Below are 25,254 nucleotides of genomic sequence, written 5' to 3' on the forward strand. Positions count from 1 at the left end.
ATTGCCTTTGTGAAAACTACGAGGATAACCATGCGCATCATCGATACCGACGTCCACGAAAGTTTTTCAAGCTTGACGGACTTGGTGCCGTATCTTCCTGAACCCTACAAAAGCTGGATCGCAGCCGGCGCATGGAGAGGATTCAGTCAGCCGTTCGCCTATACCTCGCCAGGAAATGGAAATCGCGCCGACGTGCGGAGTGCGGACGGATCGGCTTCGGTTTCCGATTACTCAGTGATGCGCGCGCAATTGCTCGATCCGTATAACCTGACCTACGCAGTATTGACGGGATATTTTTATCCGACCGGTCTCAAATTGCAGTACGGCCTCGCAACGGCACTGGCTCGTGCTTACAACGACTATGTCGTCGAACATTGGATTTCCAAGGACAAAAGGTTCATTGGAAGCATTCAGATCAACGCTCGCGATCCCGAGGCGGCTGCGCGCGAAATCGATCGAATGGCGGCGCACCCGCAGATGCGCCAAGTCATGCTCCCGGTCGTGGACGACATCGCCTACGGGCATCCGATGTACAAACCGATTTTCGTCGCTGCGGAGCGCAACCGGCTGATGGTCGCGTTTCATCACACCACATTCGCCCAAGGCCCCTATGGGATGGGACTCCATTATATGGAGCGACACTGCCTCATCCCGATCTCGCTGATGCCGCAAGTTATCAGTCTGATCGCCAATGGCGTGTTCGACAGCTATCCGAATCTTCGGTTCATGATCCTCGAAGGCGGTTTCAGCTGGCTCCCGCACGTGATGTGGCGCATGGACCGTGAGTATCGTCAGGGCCGCGTCGAGGTGCCTTGGATCAAGAAATTGCCGAGCCAGCATTGTCGCGAACGACTTCGGCTGTCGACGCAGCCGACCGAGGATATTTCCAGCGGAGATTGGATGAAGTTGATCGATCTCATGGGCACCGACGACATTCTCGTGTTCTCGACGGACTATCCGCACTTCGATTTCGACGATCCGAATGCCGCGATTCCGAAAGCGATTCCTGAAGCAACGCGCGAGAAAATCATTTGGAAGAACGCCGCCAATTTCTACGAGCTCGACATGCACGACAAAACAATCCCGAACCAGGCGGCAGAGTAGAAGATGGCAAAACACATCGTATGCAGGTTTGACGAACTGGATGTCGGCAAGATCACGCCAGCAAAAATCGGGCGGACTCCCATTATCGTTTCAAAATTACCTTCGGGACAGGTTCGTGCGATGGGAGGGCGGTGTCCGCATCAGGGCGCCGGACTCGAACACGGGTGCATTTCCGGCAGGACCGAAAGCGAAGCGCCAAATGAGCTGGCGTTCTGCGACTATGGTGAGACATTGCGATGCCCGTGGCATGGCTTCGAATTCTCTTTGATCGACGGCCGTTCGGTTGTCCCGGGCACCGGTCATCTGCCGATGAAGCTCCGCCTTTTTGATGTGGAGGTCGAAGGCGATGATGTTGTGGTCACGATATGATCACCATCGACATATCCGATAAAAATGGTGTTCTCGCGTCGTTCCCGGCTGCCAGCGGACAACGATTACTTCAGGCAGGCCTGGCCGCAGGACTCGGTCTTCCGCACGAATGCGCGACAGGCACTTGCGGCAACTGTAAAGCCACCGTCGTGAGCGGTGAGGTGCGTCGACTGTGGCCGAATGCCCCCGGCGCAAAGGTTTGCCGCAATCCGGCGGAAACATTGCTATGCCAGTCGGCTGCCGATGGCCCGGTCGCGTTGACATTGCGGGCGGCTTTCACGCCGCCATGCGATCCGCCATGCGCCGTGATGCGCGGCACGCTATCACGCACGCGCGTGCTCACTCCGGAGATTTCATCGTTCACAGTGACGCTGGACGATCCAATAGCTTACAAGCCAGGTCAATTTGTCCTGATTTCGGGTTTGGATGTCAACGGACCACGCGCCTACTCAATGACGGAGCATCAGCCGCAGAAATCAGAACTGAGCTTTCTCATTCGCAAAGACCCGGCCGGTGCATTCACGGGGGCGCTGTTTAACGATTCGTCAACGTCCCACGAGGTTTCTGTTTTTGGCCCACTCGGCCGCGCGACCTTTTCAAGCGATGAAGATCGCCCATTCATCGCGATCGCCGGCGGTTCGGGGATTGCCGGTGTTCTTGCAATTCTCGATCACGCTCTTGCCAAGGACCATTTTGAAAAACATCCGTCGCATATTTTCTTCGGTTTGCGCGATGCCGAGAGCGGCTATTTGCTCGATGAGCTTTCATCCGCTGTCGTCCGGTCGGAGAGACGGTTGCGGGTGACGGTCGCATTTTCGAATGTACCATGTTCCGCAGAATTGGCTGCTCGCTATCCCTCGCTGGATTTTGCCGGAGGCTTCGTCCACGACGTCGTGCGCGCGAGCTTCGATGCAGGCAGCAGTTCAGGTCTCGCTCAAATGAAAAGCCCGCTGTTCTTCGTTGCCGGGCCTCCCATCATGGTCAACGCAACGCTGCGTGTCCTTGTCGCCGAACGCAGGATAAGCCCAACGGAGATTCGATATGACCGTTTTGGTTGAGGTCTGGCAGTCGCTAGGTAAACTCGATGACCTCGCGGTCGGCGAGATGAGAGAGGTCGCGCTGCCGAGCGGCAAGCTGGTTTTGTTGATCAGAAGCGAGAGTGGTCTGCGCGCATGTTGTGCCGATTGCCCGCACCAAGCGACGCCGCTTGCTGAGGGAATGCTCGACGGCAACGTCCTGACCTGTCCGCTGCATTTCTGGCAGTGGAACATCGAAACAGGGGAAGAAATGGGTGTTGCAGAGGCGCCGCTCGAGATTTTCGAACTCCGTCAGGAGAACGGTAAATGGCTGATCCGCGCCTAATTCGCCCCACATTGCGAGTTGGTAAGGAAATGTCGTCGAACAGTTCTATCAAATAAGAGAACGGGAAAACCGCGATGAAACTTCTGGGGCGATCCGATTCGTTGAATGTACGAAAAGTTTTGTGGGCCATGGACGAACTCGGATTGGAGGCGTCGCGGGAGGACTACGGAGGCCCATTCGGAAAAACGGATACTCTCGAATATCGTCAGATGAATCCGACCGGTCTCGTTCCGGTGCTCGTCGATGGTGATACCAAGATTTGGGAATCCAACACCATCATTCGTTACCTCGCCGGGCGCGTTCCGGAGAAGGAGTTCGCCGGTCGAGATCACTCAAGCGCGGCGAAAGTGTCGCAATGGATGGATTGGCAGCTTGGCACGCTCAATCCGCTTTTGCAGACGCTTTTCGCTCAAACCCGGCTCGGTGATAAACGCGACGAGCGGATCGTGGTAGACACCACAACGAACCTCAACAAACTTTTCAAGACAGTTCTTGCCAATGCCCTGCCGCCGAAAAACTTCATGTTCGGATCGGCAATGAGCGCAGCGGATGTATGTCTCGGCGTGATGTTGCATCGTCACGTGTCGCTTCTCAACGCAGATTCTCTTGATGACCGTGTCCGGCGATACCATGAAGAACTCGCCGGGCGGGGCGGGTTCAAAAGGCACGTCGCGATCGGCAAGCCGTGAAGACGATCCAGATGCGGTTACGAAGAGGCTAGCTCCGTGGACTGGGCCATCGTTCTGAGCGGTGCATTTTTCATTGCTCTCGCATCATTTCTGCGGGGGTTGACAGGATTCGGGTTTGCCATCGTGGCGACGCCGTTGCTGGCGTTTGTGATGCCGCCTTCTATCGCTGTGCCGGTTGCGATTCTTCTCCAGATACCCTCCGGGCTTCCGACGGTGTTTCGGGATTGGCCGGATACCGATTTTCGCGCGGCGGGAATCGCCTGGATCGCTGGGGTGCCGGCGCTTGTCCCCGGTCTGTATTTGGTCGCGAACGCTTCTGCCGACGTGATGCGTCTTGTGGTTGGCGCGGCCGTTGTCTTGTCGACTATCACTCTGGCGTTCGGATCAAAATCAACAGACCGCCGCGGCCGATCGAATTGCTGGGGGCTGGAGCGCTGAGTGGCCTCATGCAAGGCGCCGTCGCAATGGCGGGGCCGCCGCTGATCGTCCTGATTTTGGCGTCTTCGTGGACGGCCGCGCGTTGCAGGGCGACTTTATCTCTTTTCTTCTTGCTGCTCGGGACTGCAAGCCTGGTTATTGGCGTCTGGCGGGGTGTCGTGACGAGGGAATGCGTCGTCATCGCCGCCTGTGGCCTGCCGGGACTTCTATTGGGCCAGATCCTCGGAGCGTATTTATTCGTTCGTATCGATGCGCAGAAATATCGGACGATCTCGATCCTCTCTGTAGCTGCTACGGGAATACTCGTGACGATCAAGGGACTGGTCCCATATTTTTGAGAATGAAGAGTCGATGAAAGCAATCAGCATTGGTAGATTTGGCGATCCCTCTGTCTGCAGGATCGAAGACGTCTCGGCTCCTCAGCCTGCCCCAGGAGAGGCGACCGTAAAAATCGCTTACGCGGGCGTGAACTTTATCGATGTTTATATGCGCAACGGTACCTATGCGCGCTCGCACACTTACAAAACTCCTCTTCCGATGATTATCGGGATGGAGGCGGCTGGCGTCGTTGAAGCTTTTGGTGAGGAGGTTATCGGCTTGGAACGTGGGCAACGCGTTTCGTTTTGCCTGTCGCGAGGAACCTACGCCGATGTTGTTTCCGTTCCGGCGTGGAAGCTGGTTCCTGTTCCGGTCAATGTGCCGTTTAACATCGCGGCGGCCCTCATGCTGCAAGGTTGCACCGCTCACTATTTAAGTCACTCGGCGTTTCCGCTTCAGCCGGGGCAGAGCTGCCTCGTTCATGCGGGCGCCGGTGGCGTCGGTCAGTTGCTGATACAACTGGCCAAAAATGCGGGAGCGACCGTATTTGCAACCGTGAGCACCAAGGAGAAAGCGGAGATCGCCACCAAGCAAGGAGCAGATCACTGCATTCTTTATCGAGACCGTGATTTTCAGGAAGAAATCATGCGCCTGACATCGGGCGAGGGTGTTCACGTTGTTTACGACTCGGTCGGTCGAGACACCATTATGAAAAGCATCCGCTCGGTAAGACGACGCGGTCTTTGCGTACTGTTCGGCGCGAGCTCGGGAGTCGTTGATGCGGTTGAGCCATTGGCGCTGGCAGAAGCAGGCTCGGTATTTTTCACACGGCCTCATCTTGCGGACTATATGGCGAATTCGGCGGAAATCCGCGAACGAACCGACGATCTGTTCCGTCTGTACTTGGAACGAAGGCTGGACGTGACGATCGACAAGGAGTTTGCCTTGGCCGACGCCGCGGACGCTCATCGATATCTGGAAGCTGGCAAAACGCGGGGCAAATTGTTGCTTCGCGTATCCTGACCTCAACGCATCAAACGCGCATACACGTCGAAGAAAACAGAAAGTGAAATTCATGAATCGCTTAAATGGAAAAGTCGCAATCGTCACGGGTGGTGCGAGCGGTATCGGGAAGGCCATGTGCGTGGCTTTCGCGCGCGAGGGCGCAAATGTCGTTGTTGCCGATATCGACGAGGGCAAGGCGCAGGCGGCTGTGGTCGAGATTGCAGCTCACGGCAAGGCTACGAGTATCCGCGTCGATGTCACCGACTCGGCCTCAACCAATGCGATGGCGCGGGACATTCATAAGCAATTCGGACGGATCGACATTCTTGCGAATAACGTCGGTGTGCGCATCGTGAAGCCGTTCCTCGATCATTCGGATGCGGACTGGAACGTCATGATCGCAACGAATCTGACGGGTCCGTTTTTATGCGCCCGCGCGGTGGTGCCGTTCATGAAACAGGGTGGAAGCGGCAGAATCATCAACACTGCCTCCATCGCCAGTTTCGTTGGGCGGCCGAACAGGGTTGCTTACGTATCGGCCAAAGCGGGCTTGCTTGGCATGACGCGCGCGATGGCGATCGATCTTGGTGGCATGGGAATCACGGTAAACGCGCTCGCGCCCGGATCGATCAATTCGCCGATGAATGCGTCGCAAGCAACCGACGAAGAAAATAATTGGGGCAAAGAAACCCCCGTTGGGCGCTGGGGGACACCAGAGGACATCGCGAATGCTGCTTTGTTTCTTGCGCTCGATGAGTCGAGTTATATCACGGGTGCAGAGCTGAAGGTGGATGGTGGCTGGGTATCGACCAAAGCGCGCGCCGGTGAGCTCGATTGAAATAGCGAAGCTCGGTTACTGTGGAAAATTTAGCCAGTACGCAATTGATAGGGCTTTTGCGAAAAAGCTTATGATCGGGTCCTCTATGTCGCCATCGAAAAGCCCCGAAGCCGCATCGTTTTTCTTGTCCGAACTGCGATACCGCCACTGAAGCAAGAGACCCGTCACCGAGAGAAAACCAGTTGCGCCGATCCCCCACCAACGAGGATCCTGAAACCAGAGTAGTGGAGTCGGCGCGGAAGACCTGAAAAGAAGGCCACCGCGATTTACGAAATCATCAGGTAAGCCCTTGAAATCACTGGCGCTCCCTAGGGGAATTGAACCCCTGTTTCAGCCTTGAGAGGGCCGCGTCCTAACCGCTAGACGAAGGGAGCGTGCGGCTTCAGGGAATAGCCTCGAAAGCGGCCGGCTGCAAGGCGGCTGAAGATCATGGCTCGCCCACGACGGGAATCTGCGAGCGAACTTCAGCAGACCGGGATCAGGGCACGGAAGTGTCCGCGGATCTGGTTTAGGGCGCTTTTAGGCGTTCAATCGCGGCAGCGCCGGCGGAAGGGTCAAGACTGTAAAAGACTGCTCCTGAAAATCCGGAGCTCATTGGGGATTGAGCACGCATCTGCTGCCCGCTGCCGCCCGCATAGGCTTGATTCAGAAGGTCCATTCCGGGAGCCCCCGTCTTCGGCACCCCGATGTTAAAATAATACGCTCTGCCGGCCTCGACCTGAACTTCGGTTTCGAACGCGAGAGATATTCCAGACTGAACAGAAAGTTTATGAAGCCCTGGCGAACGATCGACAAAGATGTAGGAACCGTTGGTTACCGATCCGACGGCTTTCCCATCGATCTTTATTTCTGCCGCAGGTGCCGCTCCGCCCAAAGCGCCGAGAACTCCCTGCTCGCGCAGGAAGTACATTCTCGCCAGCCGCGAGTCCCTTTGCTTTGATTGAGATTCAATCGATGAAGTTCCGGCGCATGCGGCCAACTGGAAGGCAACACAGAACGCGATGACGATACGATAGAGTTTCCCCATTCCCAATCTCAGCCGATGTCCCCTTCGGCGATCTAAATCAAAAGTTGTTTAGGTTGGCAACGCTCGCCTGAAAGGGGCTTGCGCCCCGGCCCTTTGTCCGCGGCAGCAGCAGTCCTTTTCGGGATCGGTTTTTCACGGTTCGTTGGCAAATTTCAGCTTGCCTGTCGGCTTTAGCGTATGCGCATCAAAAGTGCGGATTTCGGTAATGCCGCCGATATCCAGCGTCACCACCAGCCGGTCCCCCGCGAACCCGGTTGCGACGATGCGGGCGCCTTTCGGCAGTGTCGCCGTGACGTCGGTGGCAGCAACAGCGCTTCCCTCGGCGCGGAAAAGGCGATAGCCGATAGCGGTCAGAACGGCCGCAACCGCCAGCGCCGTGGTAAGGCCCGCAATCAGCATCATCCGCCGCACCCGCGCGAACAACGCGGCCTGCTCGGGGGTCGGTTCGGGCGCAACTATTTCGGTCATGCAAGGCTCTTCTTTGGAACAAGGCTCTTCTTTGGAACAAGGCTCTTCTTTGGAACAAAGCTCATCTTCGAATAGCGGTCAGAGACTGGAGGTTACCGTCGCCGGCGACGAGGGATCGATCCGGCTCGACCGCGTGCTCGCAGTGCGCCGTCCGGAGCTGTCGCGCTCGCGGCTGAAGGCGCTGATCCTCGCAGGCTCCGTTACCATGGGAAGCGCCCCCATCCGCGACCCCGCTTATCATGTCACCGTCGGCGATACGATCACAATCGACGTGCCGGAGGCGGTCGCCGCCGAGCCCGCGGGCGAGGATATCGCGCTCGATATCGTCTATGAGGATGACGACATCATCGTCATCGACAAGCCCAAAGGCCTGGTGGTGCATCCCGCCGCGGGCCACGAGACCGGCACGCTGGTCAACGCGCTGATCGCCCATTGCGGCGCAAGCCTTTCAGGCATCGGGGGCGTCAAGCGCCCGGGCATCGTGCACCGGCTCGACAAGGACACCACGGGGCTAATGGTGGTGGCGAAGAACGACCGCGCCCATCAATCGCTGACCGAGCAATTCGCCGACCACGGCCGCACCGGCGCGATGCGGCGCGGCTACATGGCATTCATATGGGGCGTGCCGAACCGCCAGAGCGGCACCATCGACGCGCCGATCGACCGGCATCCGCATGCCCGGGAGAAAATGGCGGTGCGCGACAGCGGGCGTGAGGCGGTCACCCATTGGGAAATTCAGGAAAGCTTCGGCGGGCGCTCCGGCAAGCCGGTCGCGGCGTTGCTAGCCTGCCAGCTCGAGACCGGCCGCACCCACCAGATCCGGGTCCATCTTGCCCATATCGGCCATCCCCTGATGGGCGACAGCGTCTATGGCCCTCATTTCAAAACCAAATCCAGTCATCTGGGCGCGAAAAGTCAGGCCGCCCTCGCCGCCCTCGACCGGCAAGCGCTGCATGCATACCTGCTGGTATTGGAACACCCCCAAACCGGGGAGATTTTGCATTGGGAGTCGCCTCTGCCGAAGGATTTGCTGCTTCTGAAGAGCGCGCTGCGGGCGACGCAATGACGCAGGACGGTTGGAAAAGCGCTATCATGACAATAAGTTAAGCTTGTCACACGGGGACGTGACCCCCGTTATCCTTCCAAATGCCGGTCGATTTGGTGTATGCTGCACTTGCGTTGAATATCCAACGCGGAACATCGCAGTCCGGGCGGCTTTAACACAGCGTCCGTCTGCCTGGCCCGCCGCTATCGGGGGCTTGAACCACTGGAGGGCGCTCGAATGGCCCGTACAGCTACCTTGCCGGTTCTCAATGGAGAATCCGGCCTATCTCGATACCTCGCCGAGATCCGTAAATTCCCGATGCTGGAACCCCAGCAGGAATACATGTTCGCCAAACGCTGGCGCGAACATGACGATCGCGACGCGGCACATCACCTTGTCACCAGCCATCTCAGGCTCGTGGCCAAGATCGCCATGGGCTATCGCGGCTACGGCTTGCCGATCTCCGAGGTCGTCTCGGAAGGCAATGTCGGCCTGATGCAGGCGGTCAAGCGGTTCGAGCCCGATAAGGGCTTTCGGCTCGCTACCTACGCCATGTGGTGGATCAAGGCGTCAATACAAGAGTACATTCTGCGTTCGTGGTCGCTCGTCAAGATGGGCACCACCGCAAACCAGAAGAAGCTGTTCTTCAACCTGCGCAAGGCGAAGAGCAAGATCTCCGCGCTGGACGAGGGTGATCTTCACCCCGACCAGGTGAAGCTGATCGCCAAGCGCCTCGGCGTGACGGAGCAGGACGTGATCGACATGAACCGCCGGCTCGGCGGCGATGCGTCGCTCAACGCGCCGATCCGCGACGACGGCGAAGCCGGCGAATGGCAGGACTGGCTGGTCGATACCGCGCCTAACCAGGAAGCCATTATGGCTGAGCACGAGGAGTTCGATCATCGCCGGCAGGCGCTGAACGGCGCGATTGGCGTGCTCAACCCGCGGGAGCGCCGCATCTTCGAGGCGCGGCGTCTGGCGGAAGAGCCGATGACGCTGGAAGACCTCGCAGCCGAATTCGGCGTGTCGCGCGAACGCGTGCGGCAGATCGAGGTCCGCGCCTTCGAGAAGGTGCAGTCGGCCGTGAAGGGCACGATCGCCCGGCAGGAACAGGCCGCTATGGAAGCCGCGCTTTAATTTTCGCGGTGTCGAGACGAAACTTGAAAGCCGGCGGCAACGCCGGCTTTTTTGTTGGGCGCAACCGCTTCAATGCACTCGGCATGCCCCGCGAAAGCGGGGCGCCCTCAGAGGTGCAATTGCGTATCGGGGAATGACCAAGCTAAAAATCTGACTGCCGCGCCAGGGTCGCCAGCGCGCAGCCTTCGCAATAGCGCGCGTCCTTGTAGTCGATCCAATTGTGCGCATAGACCCGGTCGAGCGGAATGTCGTAACGCGCCCGCAACACCTTCACCAGGATCCGCCACGCCGCGATCTGCGCCGCGGTGGCGCCGCGCGCCACGTCGGGATAATTGCCGGCGAACTCCACGCCGATCGAATTGCTGCCGATCACCTGGCGAAAGGTCGGCGCGTTGTCGATGTACTTATTGTCGTTGCGGTTGGCGCCGTCGCCATGGGTCGGCACCAGATTCTCCGGCACCGCCCAATATACCGTGCCATCGGTTTCCACCCAGACCGTGACGCCGCGCCGCGCCGGGCTTTTGGCCTGCGCCAGCGCCCCAGAGCGAGCTGAGCCCGCCGGCCCCTCCGTCTGGTGGACGATGATGTTGCGCCATCGATGCGCTTTGGATACCTCGCCCCACGGCGCCAGCCAGACCATTTTCAGCCCCGGGATTTCGGGCCTGCCCGAGACACGCGCGATCGCCGCGACATCAGGCGTCTCGGCCGTCGCCGGAGTGAGGATCGCGACGACGCAGAGCGCCGTAACAAGCAGGCGGAGGTTCATACTGGTTGCGCGTATTCTACCGCAGATAGGTCTAGAGCGTTTTCGAGCGAAGTGGAAACCGGTTCGCGTGAAAGAAGCGCATCAAACAAAAGAGCTGGAGCCTGGTTCTGATTCAATCAGAACCGAAAAAGCTTTACGCCATCTGCGGCATCGTCCCGCTGTGGCTTGCGGGCACCAGCGGCGGCGCGGGGTCGTAAACCGCGTGGCGATTCCTGCCATCCTTTTTGGCGGCGTAAAGCGCGTGGTCGGCGGCGGCGATCAGCCGGTCCGGAAACGAGCCCATTTCCCTGGTCCATTGCGCAACCCCGATCGAGACCGCGATCGGGATATCGGCGCCGACGCAGCCCTCGGCGTCATCGCGGCAAACTTGCAGGATGCGGCGGGCGATCATCGCGCCCTCGCGCAGCGTTGAGGCGGGCAGCACGATGCAGAACTCGTCGCCGCCAGTGCGCGCCAGCATGTCGCCGGCCCGCAGTCGGGTCTGCGCCATCAGGGTGAAATGCTGCAGGCAGGCGTCGCCCGCGGCATGGCCGTAGGTGTCGTTGACCGCCTTGAAGTCGTCGAGATCGATCACCAGCAAGGCGAATGGCTCGCCGTTGCGCTCCGACCTCGCGCATTCCTCGGTCAGCCGCTGCAACAGGCGCCGCCGGTTGCCCACGCCGGTGAGATCGTCGAGCAGCGCCAGATCGGCGACCTCGTTACGCAGCCGGTCGATCGCCATCAGCAGAAAGCCGAAATTGAGCGCCAGCGACAGAAACATCAGCACCAGGCTCATAGAGGCCTGCACCAGGCCGTTACTCATGAACGAGAAATCGCCGCCGGATTGCAGCAGGCTGCCGCCGGCACGGATGACATAAACGGTGATCATGAGAACCGCGACGACGCCTGCGAGCCGGGCGCCTGGGCTTCTGCGGTCATCCTGCCGCGACAGCAATAGTTTTAGCGTCAGCGCGAACGGCAGCGACTGGCCCAGCGAATAGATGACGACCCGGATCGGTATGCTGTCGTAGGCGAAGGTGAAGAACATGACCCCGGCGAAGCTCAGTCCGGTGATCAGCAGGGTGCCGCGCCACGATGTCGGCTGGTGGTAAAACCGCTTGATGCCCATCGCGGCAAGGCAGGCGGCGAAAATCAGCACGGCAGCGCCGGCCAGCAGTGGCACCAGCGATTCCACAAAGACCGCGCGCAGCATCGCCAGCGCCGCGCCAAGGGCTGCGGCAAACGCCGAGCCGGTCCAGAACGGGGCGGCCTCGAACTTGGGGTAACTGCGCATCACATAGGCCCAGATCAGGCTCAGCGCGAGAAAGTTGACGACGAATACCGTCCACAGCGTCGGAACGCTCAGCATCGCGAAGCCAGAACGCGCATGGCCCTGCCTCCCCCGTTCTCGAACAGCCCACCCATGTCGATCCCCGTTGTCTTGCGGGTAAAGTGCAGCCGCGCCGCTTAACGGACTCTCACCAAAGCGGAGCAATCCGCGCCGTGGTTTTGAAATCATGAAGATGCGCGTGATCCGCCAAAGCATGCCCTCGGGCTTGACCCGAGGGTTTGAGGGGCTTGGTGACAAGATCATGCGCCATTTTTAAATCGAGCGTGATCGGACGCAGACCGGATTTGTAGTTTGGCTGGGACCGCGTTCTGGCGCCTGATCCGGATCGATACAGAATACGCCGCAGCGTTGGCGCGTCGTTAACCTTGCCGAGACAATTCGATCGTATGCGGCGCTCGTTTGGCGACGCCGAGCGCATCACGGGGATGAAAGTGCATCAAAACGCATAACAACTGTGGATAACGCAATGACAACGGCGTGACAGTGTGGGGCAGCACGCCGCGAATCTGTTGGGATTGCATTCGAGGATATTGCAAGGCTGGCCCTCCGCTGAGCATGCCTCGTGTCGCGTTTCCATCCATTAAACCTTGAGAGGATGCTATGGCTAAGAAAGCGAAGAAGGCAAAAAAGGCGAAGAAGGCAAAGTCGAAGAAAAAGTCCAAGAAGTAGCTTTCAAGCCCGGGTGGAGCTCACGCTCCGCCCGGGCACCCGGTGCGATCGGAAAACAGTTTTGAGCAAAACGGCGGGCCTTGAGCCCGCCTTTTGATTCCACTCGTCTTGATTCCACTCGTCGTCGGCCGGCTTGGCCGGGCGATCCCAGTATTCCGGAGCGCTGGTTGAGGAGCACAGTGCAAAACAAACGCTGCGGAGTACTGGATGCCCCGGTCAGGCCGGAGCATGACGGTGAGGAATCACCGCTCCGCGAACGCCAGCCTGGCGCCGAGCGCGGCAAGCCGCGCATCCTGATCGGCAACGACGCCCGCTTCATGGACCTGCTGCAGCGCTTTCGGCCAAGCACCTACTGGGCGGTGCTGGCGCGGCGGTTGGAGAAAATGGCGCGGGCGGGGAAGAGCTGAACCCACAGCCAACGTCAGGAAACGTGGATTGCTGCGTCGCTACGCGCCTCGCAATGACGGGAAGCACATCGTAACGGACCTTGGATGTAGCCTCTCAATGTCGTCCCCGCCTAGTGCGCAATTGCGCACGGGCGCGGGGACCCCAGCGTGAGCGCAGTTGCGCTCATCGCTACGCCGCGGCCTCGCGTTTCGGCACGATGGCTGACGGCTTCCGCTGCCATAGATCATTCGACCCGCCCTGCCTTACCGCCCCACCAGCCGGTCCGCGAAATAACCGATGGTCTTGCGATAGATCGTCGCCCTGTTCCACTCGCGCATCGCCTCGAAGTTCGCGGTGCCTTCGCTGTAAGGCGCGCCGTTCTTGAAGCCGGAGACGTGCAGCAGGTTGGCAGTGGAGGCCAGCACATCGGGCACGCTGTGGCGCAGATCGACATGGCCGTTGCCGTCGAAATCGACGCCGTATTTGATGTAGGACGACGGCAAAAATTGCGTCTGGCCGATTTCGCCGGCGTAGGCGCCGATCAGATCCCGCAACGGGAGATCGCCGCGCTGCACGATTTTCAGCGCCGCCAGCAGTTCGCCCTGGAATAATTCAGTGCGGCGGCAATCATGCGCCATGGTGGCGAGCGTACGGATCACTGGCATCTTGCCGAGGTCGCCCTTGCCGTAATCGCTTTCCAGCCCCCAGATCGCGACGATGATCTGCGGCGGCACGCCGAACCGCTGCTCGATCCGCGACAACAACGCGGCGTGACGCTGCAGCATCGCCCGTCCAATGTTGATCCGTCCCGGCCCGACGCGGGTTGCAATGTATTGCTCAAAGGTCTTGTTGAAAGTGCCGCGCTGGCGCCGGTCGAAACTCAATACCGCCGGATCGGGCGTCACGCCTGACAGCGCCGAGCTGATCACGCTTGGCGAAACCCCCGCCGCCTGCGCCTCCGCCGACATGCTCGCCACGAAGCTGTTGAAGTCGCCGCCGCAGCGGGCGGCGAAGGTGGGGGTGGAGAGGAGGAAGGTGGAGGCAAGCGTACAAAGGACAACCGGGAAACAAATTTTTCTGAAAACGTTCATTGTAGCGTCCTTATTTTTCAACGAAACGCTCATGATGCCATGTCGCTCGCAAGACTCAAAGTCGTAGTCAAATCCGCGAGCGACCTTAGATGCAGACGTAGTGTTCTGGTGTCGCTTTGCGGACTGGATGCTCAGCCTAAGTTCTGCCGTCCAAAACTCTATCTGCCTTTCTCTTATTCACCCTGCCCCACTACTTAAATGAAAAGCAACAGTTCCAATTTGCAATAATTGATTGCGCGGATCTCACGGCAAGCGTGAAGCAAGGGCCAATACTGAAACGGCGGGCTTTCGCCCGCCGTTTTGTTTCGATGGATTGCCGGGTCGAGCCTGAGCATGACGATCACCCGGTAGCCTCATGCTGAGGAGCGCGGAACGCGCGTCTCGAAGCAAGTGCCGACCCCGCCCTTCGAGACGCCGCGCTTGCGCGGCTCCTCAGGGTAAGGCGAGACATCAGTTGTCGAGGAACGACCTGAGCTTCCGGCTCCTGCTCGGATGCTTCAGCTTGCGCAGCGCCTTCGCCTCGATCTGACGAATACGCTCTCTGGTCACCGAGAACTGCTGGCCAACTTCTTCTAGGGTGTGGTCGGTGTTCATGCCGATGCCGAAGCGCATGCGCAGCACGCGTTCTTCGCGCGGGGTCAGCGAGGCCAAAACCCGCGTAGTCGTCTCGCGCAGGTTGGACTGGATCGCGGCGTCGATCGGGAGGATCGCGTTCTTGTCCTCGATGAAATCGCCGAGATGCGAGTCTTCCTCGTCGCCGACAGGCGTTTCCAGCGACAGCGGCTCTTTCGCGATCTTGAGAACTTTTCGAACTTTCTCCAGCGGCATGCCGAGCTTTTCGGCAAGCTCTTCCGGCGTCGGCTCGCGGCCGATCTCATTCAACATCTGGCGCGAGGTGCGCACGATCTTGTTGATGGTCTCGATCATGTGCACGGGAATGCGGATGGTGCGCGCCTGGTCGGCGATCGATCGCGTGATCGCCTGCCGGATCCACCACGTCGCATAGGTCGAGAACTTGTAACCCCTGCGGTATTCGAATTTGTCGACCGCCTTCATCAAGCCGATATTGCCTTCCTGGATCAGATCGAGGAACTGCAGGCCGCGGTTGGTGTATTTCTTGGCGATCGAAATCACGAGCCGCAGATTGGCCTCGACCATTTCCTTCTTGGCCTGGCGCGCCTCGCGCTCGCCCTTCTGCACGCCGTGCACGATCTTGCGGAATTCGCCGATCTCAAGCCCGGTCAGCGCGGCCAGCGACTGGATCTCGTGGCGCAAATCCTTGATGCGGTCCTTTTCGTGGTGAACGAAATTCTTCCAGCCCTTGGCGGAGAGTTTCGAGACACGGTTGAGCCAGCGCGGATCGAGCTCCGAGCCTTGATAATTGCGCAAAAAGTCCTCGCGCGCGACGCCGTGGCTGTCGCCGAGGCGAAGCAGACGGCCCTCGAACGAGACCAGCTTCTTGTTGATGTCGTAGAGCTGCTCGACCAGTGAATCGATGCGGGCCTGGTTGAGGCGCAGCGACTTCACCTCGACGATGATCTCGTCCTTCAGCTTCTTGTATTTGCGCTCCTGCGACGGCGACAGCGATTCGCTCTGCAACTGGTTGGCGATATCCTGTTCCTGCAGGCGGCGCAGCTTCTTGTAATTGTCGGCGATCTTGTCGAAGGTTTCGACCACCTTCGGCTTCAGCTCGGCCTCGATGGCGGCCAGCGACATCTGGTTTTCGAACTCATCGTCATCCATGTCGCCTTCGGCGGCGGCTTCGGCCGGATCCTTCTCGGCTTCGGGCTCAACGGCCGGCGCGGGACGGAACGGGGTCGGCGCCGGCGGCGCGGCCGGCGGAGCAACGTGCGCAGGCGTGGCCTGCGCCGACAGCGCCGCGCCATTGCCATTGGCTTCGCCGAGCGGCTGGCCGTCGGCGGCGACCGGCGCGCCAAGCAGCGCGGCCGAGTTCATGTTGTTCTTGGCGTCGGGCCCGGCGTAAGTCGCCTCCAGATCGATGATGTCGCGAAGGAAGATCTTTCCCTCGTTGAGTTCGTCGCGCCAGATGATGATGGCCTGGAAGGTCAGTGGGCTCTCGCACAAGCCTGCGATCATCGCCTCGCGGCCGGCCTCGATGCGCTTGGCGATCGCGATTTCGCCCTCGCGCGACAGCAGCTCCACGGTGCCCATCTCGCGCAGATACATGCGGACGGGATCGTCGGTGCGCTCGCCGGGCTCGGATTTCTTGACCTCGGTGACGGCCTTCTGCGTGACCTCGACCAGCTCGTTGTCGGTCTCGTCCTCGGCCTCTTCCTTGCTCTCTTCCTCGCTGTCGGCGTCCTCTGCCTCGGAAACGTTGATGCCCATGTCGGAGAGCATCGACATGATGTCTTCGATCTGCTCCGGCGAGGTGGTGTCGGACGGCAGCACTTCATTGAGCTGATCGAAGGTCACGAAGCCGCGCTTCTTGGCCTGCTTGATCATCTTCTTGACGGCGGCATCGGACAGGTCGAGCAACGGCGAGGGCGCGTCCGGCGAATCCTTCTCAGGAGCGTCCGCTGCCTTGTCGTCTTTTTCCTTGTCCTTTACCTGCAGCGTCTTTGCCTTGCTGGCCATTCATTGCTCCCGAAACGCGCTCATGTCGGGTGCGTTGCCGCGCCCGCTTGAATTACTGATGTCACTTACGACGCGCAAAGGGCGGCGCAAACCATCGCCACCCCTGCATTGCTCGCGTCGATTTCAAGCTCTTAGCTGTAACGTTCTAAGCTTCGATTAACCCTGTTTTTGCAGCCAAATCATGGATTTGGCGAGTCATTTCGCGGTCCCAACCGCGCCCATCCGCATGATTCTTTAATCAAACGCTCCGCTGGAACCGACCCGAAGACTCCCCGAATCCCTCGATCAGGGCCTCGGTGCCGTCGACTTCCTCCATTCGGGCCTTAACGTCACGCAGCCACGCCAAATTCGCCTCGCTTGCCTCATCTCCCAAGGCCCGCTCGGCATCCTTCAATTCCCTAAGTAATGAGTGCCATTGACGATGCAAGGATACCAGCTGGTGCCAAGTGGAAAGAACGTCCTCCCGCGCGGCGCCGCCTTGCGTGCCCCACACCGCCGAAGTCGTGATTGCTCGTTCAACCCTTTGAAGAGATTGTGAAAATCCGCCCGCGGCGAGGTCGGCGCGCATTTTCTCGGCTTGTTCGGAGGGCTCCGGGCTCTGGTGATGGTCGTTGGCGAAAGCGGCGATGATGCCGGCGCGCAGTTTGTGGGCCTCCGGATGGGCCAATTCCAGCGCCGCCACCTCTTCCAGGTGGTCGTGCAGCAGCCAAGGATGATTGATCAGGGACTGCAAAATCAAGGCTTCGCGGCGGGAGATCGCGCTGCGCTGGCCGCGCATGATCGAGCTGGTCGCAAGCTGGGGGCTCGCCGCCTGATAGGGCCCGCGGTTGATGGTTTGGCTGCTGGCCGAGGCTTGCGCGCGGCCGCCTCGAGGCTCGAATCGGCCTGCGGCGCCCGGAGTGAACGAGCCGCGCGGCGCAAAGCGCCGGCCTGATTCGCCACCGAAAGCGCCCCCAGCCGCGCGATATCCGCCTCTCCCATAGCCGCCGCGCCCGGCTTCCGGCGCGAACGTCCGCTGCAGGCGTTCCGCCAGGTCCTGGCGGTAATAGCGCCGCACCACTTCATCGCCGATGCCGTTGGACAATTCGCGAATCCGCGCCTCCAGCGCCGCGCGCCGCTCGGGGGTCGCAAACGTGCCGGCTTCGATTTCGCGCGACCAGATCACGTCGGCGAGCCCGCGCGCCGCGCCAATCACTTCCTCGATCGCGCCGCGCCCGCCGGAGCGCGCGAGATCGTCGGGGTCCTGGCCTTCAAGCAGCAGCGCAAACCGCAAACTCTTTCCCGGCTTGAGATGCGGCAGCGCCATGTCGGCGGCGCGCCACGCCGCCTTCTGCCCGGCCTTGTCGCCGTCAAAACACAGGATCGGCTCGTCCGCCATCTTCCAGAGCAGCGCGAGCTGATTTTCCGTGAGCGCGGTGCCGAGCGGCGCGACGCTCGCGGCAAAGCCCGCGCCGACCATGGCGATGACGTCGACATAGCCTTCCACCACCACCAGCGGCGCGCCGTTATGGGTGGCGAGCCGCGCCGGCGCCAGATTGTAGAGATTGTCGCCCTTGTGAAACAGCGGCGTTTCCGGCGAGTTCAGGTATTTCGCCGCGACGTCCTTTTCCAGCGCACGGCCGCCGAACGCGATCACCCTTCCGCGCAAGTCGGTGATCGGAAACATCACGCGGTCGCGAAAACGATCGTACGGCACCGGGATGTCATCGCCTGCGATCAGCAACCCCGCTTCCACCATGTCCTCCACGGGAATGCCCTGGGAGCCGAGATGCTCCTTCAGCGCGAAGCGCTCGCCGGGCGCATAGCCGATGCGGAACTGCAACTGCACTGACGGCGAAATGGCGCGGTCGCCGAGATAGCCGCGCGCCTTCGCGCCGTTGCGCGAGGCCAGCGTGTCGGCGAAGAATTTCGCGGCAAGCTCCATCACGTCATGCAGTGTCTTGCGGCGCTGCTCGTGACGCGCCGCATCCGGCGTGGCGGCAGGCAGCGGCACGCCGGCCATCGCCGCCAGACGCTCGACGGCTTCGGTGAAGCCCACGCCCTCGGTCTCCATCAGGAAACTGATGATGTCGCCGTGCTTGCCGGAGGAGAAGTCGTGGTAAAAACCCTTCTGGTCGTTGACCGTGAAGGACGGCGACTTCTCTTGTTGAAACGGCGACAGCCCTTTCCACTCCCGCCCCGCCCTCTTCAATTTCACGCGCCGGCCCACGACTTCCGAAACCGGAAGCCGGGCGCGCAGCTCATCAAGGAATTGAGGCGTAAAGCGCATGCGGGATTTTTCGTTGAGTCGCGGGCCGATGCCAACCGGCCATGGATATAGGAGCCCCGGCTAAAATACGAAGATTATTGGCCTTCTCCCAGCTATTCACAGGGGGTCCGCACGTGAAGCATCCTGTCCCGGATGTGGCGCAGCGCGCGACGCGGCGGGATTATCGCTCCATAAACCGTCCCGAAGCGATGGGGGGCAAGCGCGTGACCGGCCAGTTGTAGACGTAGGTCCATGCCTCGGTCACTGCGCTCTCGTCCTGCGTAACCGACAGCATCTTGCGGACATATTCCGTCGGCTCGACAAACCCCTCGCCGCAGGCCTCGTACATGTCGAATTCGCGCAGCAATTCCTTTGGCGAGCGCAGCCGGTAGAGTTCGCCGAACACGACGTCACTGGGGTCGTCGGACAACACCATCCCGGGATAGTGCTTCACCAGATAGAGCCGGCCCCGGCAGTGCGCCTCGCCGATAAACTCCGCGCTGCGCGACAACAGCTGCGCCATCGGATGATCGAAGCCGCGCATCAGCGTGCCGTAAACGAACAGAAGGTCGGGTGTCATGGCAGGATGTATAACCCGTCATTGCGAGCGAAGCGAAGCAATCCAACTTTAACGCGCAAGGAAGCTGGATTGCTTCGTCGCAAGTGCTCCTCGCAATGACAGAACGGGCCGTCGCTACGCCGCCACCACCTCATCGCTGATGACGACGAATTTGACCAGATCCATCCGCCCAAAACTCGTCGTCAGCGCCACGTCGGCGGCATCGCGGCCCGTCGCCATCAGGATGCGGCCGATCCGCGGACGATTGTGGCGCGCATCGAAGGTGTACCACTGCCCCGACAGATAGACCTGAAACCAGCCGGAGAAATCCATCGGCGCGGGATCGCGGGGCACGCCGATATCGCCCATGTAGCCGGTGCAATAGCGCGCCGGGATGTTCATGCAGCGGCAGAACGTCAGCGCAAGATGCGCGAAGTCGCGGCACACGCCGGCGCGCTGCTCGTAGACGTCATGCGCTGATTTCATGTAATGCGCATGCTGATAGCCGAAGCTGACGTGATTATGCACGAAGTCGGTGATGGCTTCGACCCGCCCCCAGCCAGGCTGGGTATTGCCGAACAGCGACCAGGCCACATCGGTCAATTTATCGGTCTCGCAATAGCGGCTCGGCATCAGATACTGCAGCAGCTCATCCGGCAGCTGGTCGATCGGAATCTGCTGCGCGGTCGGCACCACGGCATCAGGCAACCCGGAATCGCGCACCAGCGCGCTGCCGCGCAGCGTCACGCCGCCGGCCGGCGCCACCAGGCGGCCGCAGACGTTGCCAAAGCCGTCGCGGTAAAATCCGATCGGCACGTTCGGCTCGACGACGATGGTTTCGGTGCCCACGATATCGGCGAAGCGCGACGGGTGAATGCTGAGCATGATCACCAGCGGTGTTGGCTGCACCGCGGTGTAGGCAATCTCAAAGCCTACCTTGATCTCCATGGTCAAACCTTTGCCGCGTCACCGACCGAGACGACGTTGATGCGGACCTCCATGCCGACGAACGCATCGGTCGAACCGAGATAGGTGCCGTGCAGCGGGATGGCCTGTCGCGGATCGCGCGCGACCGCCACCCGAATGAGGTCGCGGGTGCCGACGATGCCGTTGGTGGGATCGAACTCGATCCAGCCGGCGCTCGGCAGATAGACCTGCACCCAGGCATGGGTCGAACCGCCGCCGACATAGCCGTGCGCGCGATCGCCGGGGATCGCGATATAGCCCGACACGAAGCGCGCAGCGATGCCGAGCCGCCGCAGCGCCTCGATCATCAACAGCGCAAAGTCGCGACAGGTGCCGGATCCGGTCTGCAGCGTGTCGAGCGGATGCCAAGTGCCTTGCTCATGCCGTTTGCGGTAGCCAAAAGCTTTGCGGATGCCGTGGGTCATGCCGCTCAGAATCTTGAAGGTCGGCGTCGGTCCTTCCTCATCGAGAAAATTCCGTGCCCACGCAGAAAGTACGCCGTCGGGATCGGCATATTGCGGCGTGATGACTTGAATGAGGTCGGGAAACTCCTCGTCGTCGTAGAGAAACGGATAGAAATACGCCGGATCGTCCGGAGTTAGCGCGAATTCCTCGGCCGGATTGTGCTCGACCGTTGCGGTGCTATCAAAAGACAAGGTTTCGGCGCGCTCGTCGAAGGTCGCAATCGCGACACTGTTGCCGAATACGTCGTGGATCCAGCGCAGCGACATCGGCTCCGGCACGATCTTAAGATTGCCCGAAAGCACGCGCAGATCGTGGCCGTCGCGCGGACGCAGCATGATGCGGTGTTCGCCGAACGCCACCGGGTGCGCATAGCGATATTCGGTCTTGTGATGGATTGTGAGCAGGGGCATCGTCGAAGCAATCATGTCGAAGCGATCATGTCGAAGTGATCATCTGACTTGTGCAATCTAATCTATACCGATCCCTGCACCGATCCCTGCTTATTCCTAAGCCGATATGCTGCTTCGATAGGCAAGCGAGTAACGAAAAAATGGATTTGGACAGCGCCGGCGATATATCATTACTCCTTGGCAGCGAAGATGTTCCGCCGGTTCTCGAAGTTAATGCGGCAGGCAACTCTCCGTTTCTTTTGACCTGTGATCACTACGGCCGGACGATCCCGCGCATCCTCGGCGATCTCGGGCTGCCGGAAGGCGAGCTGACACGGCATATCGCCTGGGATCCCGGCATCGCCGGCGTCGCCCAGCCGCTATCGGAGCGGCTCGACGCGCACCTGATCGCGCAGCGCTATTCGCGGCTGGTGATCGACTGCAATCGCCCGCCGGACACGTTAAGTTCGATCCCGCGCATCAGCGAAGCGACGGTGATACCCGGCAACGAAGCCCTTGCGCGCGACGCGGTCGAGGCGCGGCGCCAAGCGATCTTCGATCCCTACCATCGCCGCATCCGCGAGGTCATCGACCGCCGCCTGCACGATGGTATTCCGACCGTGCTGGTGTCGCTGCACAGCTTCACGCCGGTTTACGCCGGGATCGCGCGGCCGTGGCATATCGGCACGCTCTATCATCGCGACACCAGGCTGCCACCGCTGCTGTTGAAACTGTTGCGCGCCGAGGCCGATCTGGTGGTCGGCGACAACGAACCCTACGCGGTGAGCGACGAGACCGACTACACGATTCCGGTTCATGGCGAGGCGCGGGGATTGATGAATAGCGGGATCGAGATTCGCCAGGACCTGATCGCCGATCAGGCAGGCCAAAAGCAATGGGCGGACCGGCTGGCGCGGATTCTTGACGAGATCAAAACCATTTTGCGGACGCAGCAAATGTTGCCGGCTTAGTGTTTCTGATAAATTCCGGAAGCTTAGAGATTGGTGAGTGAACTTCAAAAGCGATCAGATAGGGCTGGGATAGTGGACGGCCTCACTTTGCGCGCGTCAATGCCAGCCAGACGCCACCGCCGATCATGAAGCCGCCGGAAATCCGCGACACCAGCCGCGTCCGCCGTGCCGAGAAGAACAGCCGCGCGCGGCCGGCCAGCAGCGCGTAGATTGAATCGGTGATCGCACCGGTGACCATGAAGGTCGCGCCGAGCAGCGCCACCTGCGAGAAATGGTCCCTGCTCATGTCCATGAACTGCGGAATGAACGCGCCGAAGAACACCAGCACTTTGGGATTACTGAGCAGCACCAGAAAACCCTGCAGGAAAAACCCGCCGCGCGGCGGAGGCGGCGGCGCATCGGCATCGACCCCTTCGACCGGCGCGCGGATCAGCTTGATGCCGAGCCAGACCAGATAGGCAGCACCGGCAAAGCGCACCCAATCGAACCAGTAGCCCATCGTCGCGATCAGCGAGGTCAGCCCGATCGCAACGATTCCGATCACGATCGCGAGGCCCGCCTGGACGCCTGCGATGTTGGTCAGCGCCGCCCGGGTGCCATGCCGCAAGCCATTGGCGATCACCAGCGTAACCACGGGTCCCGGCAGCAGCGCCAGCGCGATGCAGGCGGCGACGAAGGCGAGATAGACTTGCAGGGACATGGGGAGACTCGCGAGTTTGGGGATGGCCGATCGATTATGCACGATCGCAGCGCCGGTGGAAGGCGCGCTTCTCTCCGGCTTGCGGACAGACGTTAGGCACGCGTCAACAGCGTCCATTCCAGTCACGCCAAAAACAGGCTCTTGACATGCAACCATTTGGTTGCCTATTATCGCTGTCATGGATGAGGTCTTCAAAGCGCTGGCCGATGCATCACGGCGGTCACTGCTGGACAGGCTTCACGCCAAAAGCGGCCAGACCCTGAACGAGCTCTGCGACGGCCTCGCCATGACGCGGCAAGCCGTGACCAAGCACCTTGCGATTCTCGAGGAGGCCAACCTCGTCACCACGTTCAGGCATGGCCGCGAGAAGCTGCACTATCTCAACCCGGTGCCGATCCATCAGATCGGCGAGCGGTGGATCAAGAAATTCGAGCGCGGCAAGCTTACCGCGCTCAGCGAATTGAAGCGGCAGTTGGAGAAGCGCGATGAGTAAACCGGAATTCGTCCACACCACCTATATCGAGACCTCGGCCGAGAAACTCTGGCAGGCGCTCACCGACGGCGACTTCACCGAGCGCTACTGGTTCGGCTATCGCGTCGCCGCCGACTGGGAGATCGGATCACCTTACAAATTTGCCAAGCCAGGCGCGAACAGCATCGAGGGCAAGGTATTGACATTCGATCCGCCCAGGCGGCTCGCCTATAGCTGGAATTCAAGTTCTCCGGACGCGAAACATGAACGGCCCTCCCGCGTTACATTCGACCTCGAGCCGCGCGGCAAAGTCGTGAAGCTGACCGTGACGCATGACGGCTTCGACGAAGGCAGCAAGACCTTCCGCGATATTTCCGGCGGCTGGCCGATGGTGATCGCGAGCCTGAAAAGCCTGCTCGAGACCGGACACGGGCTGAATATCGATCCGCCGTCCGCTGCTGCCGCGAAGGAAAACGCCCATGCGTAAGCCCGAGTTCATCTATGTCAGCTATATCGAGACCACACCGGAAAAATTGTGGGAGGCGCTCACCAGCAGCGAGTTCACGAAGCGCTACTGGTGGGACACGTCAGTGGTTTCGGACTGGAAGGTCGGCTCGCCGTTCTCGCTGGTCATGAACGGCCAGACCACCGATGTCGGCGAAGTCCTCGAGGTCGACCGGCCGCGGCGGCTGTCCTACACCTTTCACCACATCCTGAGCGAAGCGGCGAAGAAAGAGCGCCCGTCGCGCGTCACCTTTGTGCTGGAGCCATACGGCAAATTGACAAAGCTGACGCTGACGCACGAGGATTTCGCGGAAGACAGTGTGGTCGTCGACGGCATCTCGAAGGGATGGCCCGCCATCTTGTCCAGCCTCAAGAGCATGCTCGAATCCGGCACCGCGTTGGCGATTCCCCCCTCCAGCCTCGGCATCAAGGAGTTGAACCGGCCATGAACATCGCGGATTTCAAACCGGCCATCGTCTACACCATCTACATCGCCTCGACGCCGGAGAAAGTGTGGGAGGCGCTGACGACGGCGGAGTTCTCCAGGAAATACTTTTCCGGCTTTGCGGTGGAGACCGAACTCAGGGTCGGCGGTGCGTTTGTCGCCCGCGCCCCGGATGGGTCGGTGCACATCTCTGGCGAAGTGATCGAATGCGATCCGCCGCGAAAACTCATTATCACCTGGAACGTCAACTGGCCTGCGCTGGTCGAGAAGCTCGGCGTTACGCTCGTGACCTATCAGATCGAGCCCGCCGGCGATGCCGTAAGACTCACGCTGATCCAGGCGCACGACCGGCCGATCAGCGATGACATCCTGTCCGGCGGACGCCAGGGCTGGCCCGCGATCCTGTCGAGCCTGAAGAGCCTGCTTGAGACCGGCAACGCGCTCGTCATCAAGACGGAGCCGCCGCAGCGAATGCTGGAAGCGCTGAAGAAATTGGGGGCCGGGACGCCGTAGCTGGCGTTATCTCCTCACGTCGTCCCTGCGAAAGCAGGGACCCATATGTGGACGGCCCCCGTGCCACAAGAGTTCTTCAGGGTCTGATCGGATCGCTTGCATCCATATGTCCGGCCTGTTGATGCGGTGTGTTTTAGACCGCTGGCCAAGATGGTTTCCGCGACGCGAGCTCCAAACAGCCTCACGACCTTTCTTCGGCCAATGGGTCCCACGGACTGTCTCGCACCTCGGATCGATCGATCCTACCATCTGCTCCCCTCTTGCAGCTCCGGCTCAACCGGTGTGGCGAACGCCGACCGGCCGATCTCTCAAGCGGCGACTGCCGATGCGTCAAGCATCCGCGCGCCATCGTAACTTTCGCCCGTCGCCATCAGCTTCCAG

Annotated in this window: 26 protein-coding genes, 1 tRNA gene and 2 pseudogenes; 16 read left to right on the top strand and 13 right to left on the bottom strand. The window is 60.5% G+C overall.

Annotated features, from left to right (window positions below; translation table 11 throughout):
- Positions 1 to 30 precede the first annotated feature (30 nt).
- From N554_RS0115020 to N554_RS0115055, 8 genes and pseudogenes are all read left to right on the top strand, one after another.
- Complete coding sequence (locus tag N554_RS0115020; protein ID WP_029584220.1) at positions 31 to 1,104, top strand: amidohydrolase family protein; 1,074 nt, start codon at positions 31 to 33, stop codon at positions 1,102 to 1,104.
- A 3-nt stretch (positions 1,105 to 1,107) separates the two neighbouring features.
- The gene (locus tag N554_RS0115025; RefSeq protein ID WP_029584221.1) at positions 1,108 to 1,473 is read left to right on the top strand and encodes a Rieske (2Fe-2S) protein; all 366 of its coding nucleotides are present in this window, start codon (positions 1,108 to 1,110) and stop codon (positions 1,471 to 1,473) included.
- Positions 1,470 to 2,531: a 2Fe-2S iron-sulfur cluster-binding protein gene (locus N554_RS0115030; protein WP_029584222.1), complete on the top strand. Its 1,062-nt coding sequence runs from the start codon at positions 1,470 to 1,472 to the stop codon at positions 2,529 to 2,531. The genes N554_RS0115025 and N554_RS0115030 overlap by 4 nt, the downstream gene beginning before the upstream one ends.
- The gene (locus N554_RS0115035; RefSeq protein ID WP_029584223.1) at positions 2,515 to 2,835 is read left to right on the top strand and encodes a Rieske 2Fe-2S domain-containing protein; all 321 of its coding nucleotides are present in this window, start codon (positions 2,515 to 2,517) and stop codon (positions 2,833 to 2,835) included. Before N554_RS0115030 ends, N554_RS0115035 begins: the two co-directional genes overlap by 17 nt.
- A gap of 74 nt (positions 2,836 to 2,909) precedes the next feature.
- Positions 2,910 to 3,524, top strand: a complete 615-nt coding sequence (locus tag N554_RS0115040; RefSeq protein WP_029584224.1) for a glutathione S-transferase family protein — start codon at positions 2,910 to 2,912, stop codon at positions 3,522 to 3,524.
- 123 nt (positions 3,525 to 3,647) lie between these two features.
- Positions 3,648 to 4,300 (top strand): annotated as a pseudogene (locus tag N554_RS35880) (sulfite exporter TauE/SafE family protein).
- Positions 4,301 to 4,313: 13 nt separating this feature from the next.
- Entirely contained in the window at positions 4,314 to 5,303 is a 990-nt protein-coding gene (locus N554_RS0115050; RefSeq protein WP_029584225.1) for a quinone oxidoreductase family protein, read from the top strand.
- Positions 5,304 to 5,355: 52 nt separating this feature from the next.
- Positions 5,356 to 6,123 (top strand): SDR family NAD(P)-dependent oxidoreductase, encoded by a 768-nt coding sequence (locus tag N554_RS0115055; RefSeq protein WP_029584226.1) that lies wholly within the window; start codon positions 5,356 to 5,358, stop codon positions 6,121 to 6,123.
- Positions 6,124 to 6,422: 299 nt separating this feature from the next.
- Here N554_RS0115055 and N554_RS0115060 read toward each other — a convergent pair.
- From N554_RS0115060 to N554_RS0115070, 3 genes are all read right to left on the bottom strand, one after another.
- Positions 6,423 to 6,497 (bottom strand) — tRNA-Glu (locus N554_RS0115060).
- 134 nt (positions 6,498 to 6,631) lie between these two features.
- The gene (locus tag N554_RS0115065; RefSeq protein ID WP_029584227.1) at positions 6,632 to 7,150 is read right to left on the bottom strand and encodes a DUF2846 domain-containing protein; all 519 of its coding nucleotides are present in this window, start codon (positions 7,148 to 7,150) and stop codon (positions 6,632 to 6,634) included.
- A 132-nt stretch (positions 7,151 to 7,282) separates the two neighbouring features.
- Positions 7,283 to 7,618, bottom strand: coding sequence for a hypothetical protein (locus N554_RS0115070; RefSeq protein WP_029584228.1), 336 nt, complete (start codon positions 7,616 to 7,618; stop codon positions 7,283 to 7,285).
- A gap of 85 nt (positions 7,619 to 7,703) precedes the next feature.
- Here N554_RS0115070 and N554_RS0115075 point away from each other — a divergent pair, with 85 nt between their 5' ends.
- A complete protein-coding gene (locus N554_RS0115075) occupies positions 7,704 to 8,684 on the top strand; it encodes an RluA family pseudouridine synthase (RefSeq protein ID WP_029584229.1) in 981 nt (326 codons plus the stop codon).
- Between the two features lie 216 nt (positions 8,685 to 8,900).
- Complete coding sequence (gene rpoH, locus N554_RS0115080; protein ID WP_029584230.1) at positions 8,901 to 9,800, top strand: RNA polymerase sigma factor RpoH; 900 nt, start codon at positions 8,901 to 8,903, stop codon at positions 9,798 to 9,800.
- Between the two features lie 142 nt (positions 9,801 to 9,942).
- Here the strand turns inward: rpoH and N554_RS0115090 are convergent, their stop codons facing one another.
- The 3 genes from N554_RS0115090 to N554_RS39980 form a co-directional block, all read right to left on the bottom strand.
- A complete protein-coding gene (locus tag N554_RS0115090) occupies positions 9,943 to 10,566 on the bottom strand; it encodes a peptidoglycan recognition protein family protein (protein WP_029584231.1) in 624 nt (207 codons plus the stop codon).
- Between the two features lie 133 nt (positions 10,567 to 10,699).
- Positions 10,700 to 11,914: a GGDEF domain-containing protein gene (locus N554_RS0115095; RefSeq protein WP_051677508.1), complete on the bottom strand. Its 1,215-nt coding sequence runs from the start codon at positions 11,912 to 11,914 to the stop codon at positions 10,700 to 10,702.
- Between the two features lie 341 nt (positions 11,915 to 12,255).
- On the bottom strand, positions 12,256 to 12,558 hold the full coding sequence (locus tag N554_RS39980) for a hypothetical protein (RefSeq protein ID WP_156041941.1): 303 nt from the start codon (positions 12,556 to 12,558) through the stop codon (positions 12,256 to 12,258).
- Between the two features lie 273 nt (positions 12,559 to 12,831).
- On the opposite strand from N554_RS39980, the pseudogene N554_RS43020 reads away from it, so the two are divergent.
- A pseudogene (locus tag N554_RS43020) lies at positions 12,832 to 12,972 on the top strand (acetoin dehydrogenase); the annotation flags it as partial.
- 243 nt (positions 12,973 to 13,215) lie between these two features.
- Here the strand turns inward: N554_RS43020 and N554_RS0115110 are convergent.
- The 6 genes from N554_RS0115110 to N554_RS0115140 form a co-directional block, all read right to left on the bottom strand.
- Positions 13,216 to 14,043, bottom strand: a complete 828-nt coding sequence (locus N554_RS0115110; RefSeq protein ID WP_029584235.1) for a lytic murein transglycosylase — start codon at positions 14,041 to 14,043, stop codon at positions 13,216 to 13,218.
- A 450-nt stretch (positions 14,044 to 14,493) separates the two neighbouring features.
- A complete protein-coding gene (gene rpoD / locus N554_RS0115120) occupies positions 14,494 to 16,641 on the bottom strand; it encodes an RNA polymerase sigma factor RpoD (RefSeq protein ID WP_029584236.1) in 2,148 nt (715 codons plus the stop codon).
- Between the two features lie 238 nt (positions 16,642 to 16,879).
- Positions 16,880 to 18,910 carry a DNA primase gene (gene dnaG, locus N554_RS0115125; protein WP_029584237.1) on the bottom strand — a complete coding sequence of 677 codons (2,031 nt, stop codon included), beginning with the start codon at positions 18,908 to 18,910 and terminating at the stop codon, positions 16,880 to 16,882.
- A gap of 160 nt (positions 18,911 to 19,070) precedes the next feature.
- A complete protein-coding gene (locus N554_RS0115130; protein ID WP_029584238.1) occupies positions 19,071 to 19,469 on the bottom strand; it encodes a gamma-glutamylcyclotransferase family protein in 399 nt (132 codons plus the stop codon).
- A gap of 114 nt (positions 19,470 to 19,583) precedes the next feature.
- Positions 19,584 to 20,396, bottom strand: coding sequence for a transglutaminase-like domain-containing protein (locus N554_RS0115135; RefSeq protein WP_029584239.1), 813 nt, complete (start codon positions 20,394 to 20,396; stop codon positions 19,584 to 19,586).
- A 2-nt stretch (positions 20,397 to 20,398) separates the two neighbouring features.
- Positions 20,399 to 21,289, bottom strand: a complete 891-nt coding sequence (locus N554_RS0115140; RefSeq protein ID WP_029584240.1) for a transglutaminase family protein — start codon at positions 21,287 to 21,289, stop codon at positions 20,399 to 20,401.
- Positions 21,290 to 21,429: 140 nt separating this feature from the next.
- Between N554_RS0115140 and N554_RS0115145 the strand changes: the two genes are divergently transcribed.
- Positions 21,430 to 22,239 carry an N-formylglutamate amidohydrolase gene (locus tag N554_RS0115145; RefSeq protein ID WP_029584241.1) on the top strand — a complete coding sequence of 270 codons (810 nt, stop codon included), beginning with the start codon at positions 21,430 to 21,432 and terminating at the stop codon, positions 22,237 to 22,239.
- A gap of 82 nt (positions 22,240 to 22,321) precedes the next feature.
- On the opposite strand, the gene N554_RS0115150 is transcribed toward N554_RS0115145, so the two are convergent.
- The gene (locus N554_RS0115150) at positions 22,322 to 22,939 is read right to left on the bottom strand and encodes a LysE family translocator (protein ID WP_029584242.1); all 618 of its coding nucleotides are present in this window, start codon (positions 22,937 to 22,939) and stop codon (positions 22,322 to 22,324) included.
- 178 nt (positions 22,940 to 23,117) lie between these two features.
- Here N554_RS0115150 and N554_RS0115155 point away from each other — a divergent pair, with 178 nt between their 5' ends.
- The 4 genes from N554_RS0115155 to N554_RS0115170 are packed head-to-tail and all read left to right on the top strand — an operon-like array spanning position 23,118 to position 24,873.
- Complete coding sequence (locus N554_RS0115155) at positions 23,118 to 23,432, top strand: ArsR/SmtB family transcription factor (protein WP_029584243.1); 315 nt, start codon at positions 23,118 to 23,120, stop codon at positions 23,430 to 23,432.
- Positions 23,425 to 23,898 carry an SRPBCC family protein gene (locus tag N554_RS0115160; RefSeq protein WP_029584244.1) on the top strand — a complete coding sequence of 158 codons (474 nt, stop codon included), beginning with the start codon at positions 23,425 to 23,427 and terminating at the stop codon, positions 23,896 to 23,898. The genes N554_RS0115155 and N554_RS0115160 overlap by 8 nt, the downstream gene beginning before the upstream one ends.
- A complete protein-coding gene (locus N554_RS0115165) occupies positions 23,891 to 24,364 on the top strand; it encodes an SRPBCC family protein (RefSeq protein ID WP_029584245.1) in 474 nt (157 codons plus the stop codon). Before N554_RS0115160 ends, N554_RS0115165 begins: the two co-directional genes overlap by 8 nt.
- The gene (locus N554_RS0115170; protein WP_029584246.1) at positions 24,361 to 24,873 is read left to right on the top strand and encodes an SRPBCC family protein; all 513 of its coding nucleotides are present in this window, start codon (positions 24,361 to 24,363) and stop codon (positions 24,871 to 24,873) included. Before N554_RS0115165 ends, N554_RS0115170 begins: the two co-directional genes overlap by 4 nt.
- Positions 24,874 to 25,254 lie beyond the last annotated feature (381 nt).

This window comes from Bradyrhizobium sp. URHD0069, from assembly GCF_000701345.1.
GTDB lineage: Bacteria > Pseudomonadota > Alphaproteobacteria > Rhizobiales > Xanthobacteraceae > Bradyrhizobium.

What these genes read in the sequence shown, in the direction of transcription:
- N554_RS0115020 (WP_029584220.1), top strand. Translation starts at nt 31, where the DNA reads ATGCGCATCATCGATACCGACGTCCACGAAAGTTTTTCAAGCTTGACG.
- N554_RS0115025 (WP_029584221.1), top strand. Translation starts at nt 1,108, where the DNA reads ATGGCAAAACACATCGTATGCAGGTTTGACGAACTGGATGTCGGCAAG.
- N554_RS0115030 (WP_029584222.1), top strand. Translation starts at nt 1,470, where the DNA reads ATGATCACCATCGACATATCCGATAAAAATGGTGTTCTCGCGTCGTTC.
- N554_RS0115035 (WP_029584223.1), top strand. Translation starts at nt 2,515, where the DNA reads ATGACCGTTTTGGTTGAGGTCTGGCAGTCGCTAGGTAAACTCGATGAC.
- N554_RS0115040 (WP_029584224.1), top strand. Translation starts at nt 2,910, where the DNA reads ATGAAACTTCTGGGGCGATCCGATTCGTTGAATGTACGAAAAGTTTTG.
- N554_RS0115050 (WP_029584225.1), top strand. Translation starts at nt 4,314, where the DNA reads ATGAAAGCAATCAGCATTGGTAGATTTGGCGATCCCTCTGTCTGCAGG.
- N554_RS0115055 (WP_029584226.1), top strand. Translation starts at nt 5,356, where the DNA reads ATGAATCGCTTAAATGGAAAAGTCGCAATCGTCACGGGTGGTGCGAGC.
- N554_RS0115065 (WP_029584227.1), bottom strand. Translation starts at nt 7,150, where the DNA reads ATGGGGAAACTCTATCGTATCGTCATCGCGTTCTGTGTTGCCTTCCAG.
- N554_RS0115070 (WP_029584228.1), bottom strand. Translation starts at nt 7,618, where the DNA reads ATGACCGAAATAGTTGCGCCCGAACCGACCCCCGAGCAGGCCGCGTTG.
- rpoH (WP_029584230.1), top strand. Translation starts at nt 8,901, where the DNA reads ATGGCCCGTACAGCTACCTTGCCGGTTCTCAATGGAGAATCCGGCCTA.
- N554_RS0115090 (WP_029584231.1), bottom strand. Translation starts at nt 10,566, where the DNA reads ATGAACCTCCGCCTGCTTGTTACGGCGCTCTGCGTCGTCGCGATCCTC.
- N554_RS0115095 (WP_051677508.1), bottom strand. Translation starts at nt 11,914, where the DNA reads ATGCTGAGCGTTCCGACGCTGTGGACGGTATTCGTCGTCAACTTTCTC.
- N554_RS0115110 (WP_029584235.1), bottom strand. Translation starts at nt 14,043, where the DNA reads ATGAACGTTTTCAGAAAAATTTGTTTCCCGGTTGTCCTTTGTACGCTT.
- rpoD (WP_029584236.1), bottom strand. Translation starts at nt 16,641, where the DNA reads ATGGCCAGCAAGGCAAAGACGCTGCAGGTAAAGGACAAGGAAAAAGAC.
- dnaG (WP_029584237.1), bottom strand. Translation starts at nt 18,910, where the DNA reads ATGCGCTTTACGCCTCAATTCCTTGATGAGCTGCGCGCCCGGCTTCCG.
- N554_RS0115130 (WP_029584238.1), bottom strand. Translation starts at nt 19,469, where the DNA reads ATGACACCCGACCTTCTGTTCGTTTACGGCACGCTGATGCGCGGCTTC.
- N554_RS0115135 (WP_029584239.1), bottom strand. Translation starts at nt 20,396, where the DNA reads ATGGAGATCAAGGTAGGCTTTGAGATTGCCTACACCGCGGTGCAGCCA.
- N554_RS0115140 (WP_029584240.1), bottom strand. Translation starts at nt 21,289, where the DNA reads ATGCCCCTGCTCACAATCCATCACAAGACCGAATATCGCTATGCGCAC.
- N554_RS0115145 (WP_029584241.1), top strand. Translation starts at nt 21,430, where the DNA reads ATGGATTTGGACAGCGCCGGCGATATATCATTACTCCTTGGCAGCGAA.
- N554_RS0115150 (WP_029584242.1), bottom strand. Translation starts at nt 22,939, where the DNA reads ATGTCCCTGCAAGTCTATCTCGCCTTCGTCGCCGCCTGCATCGCGCTG.
- N554_RS0115155 (WP_029584243.1), top strand. Translation starts at nt 23,118, where the DNA reads ATGGATGAGGTCTTCAAAGCGCTGGCCGATGCATCACGGCGGTCACTG.
- N554_RS0115160 (WP_029584244.1), top strand. Translation starts at nt 23,425, where the DNA reads ATGAGTAAACCGGAATTCGTCCACACCACCTATATCGAGACCTCGGCC.
- N554_RS0115165 (WP_029584245.1), top strand. Translation starts at nt 23,891, where the DNA reads ATGCGTAAGCCCGAGTTCATCTATGTCAGCTATATCGAGACCACACCG.
- N554_RS0115170 (WP_029584246.1), top strand. Translation starts at nt 24,361, where the DNA reads ATGAACATCGCGGATTTCAAACCGGCCATCGTCTACACCATCTACATC.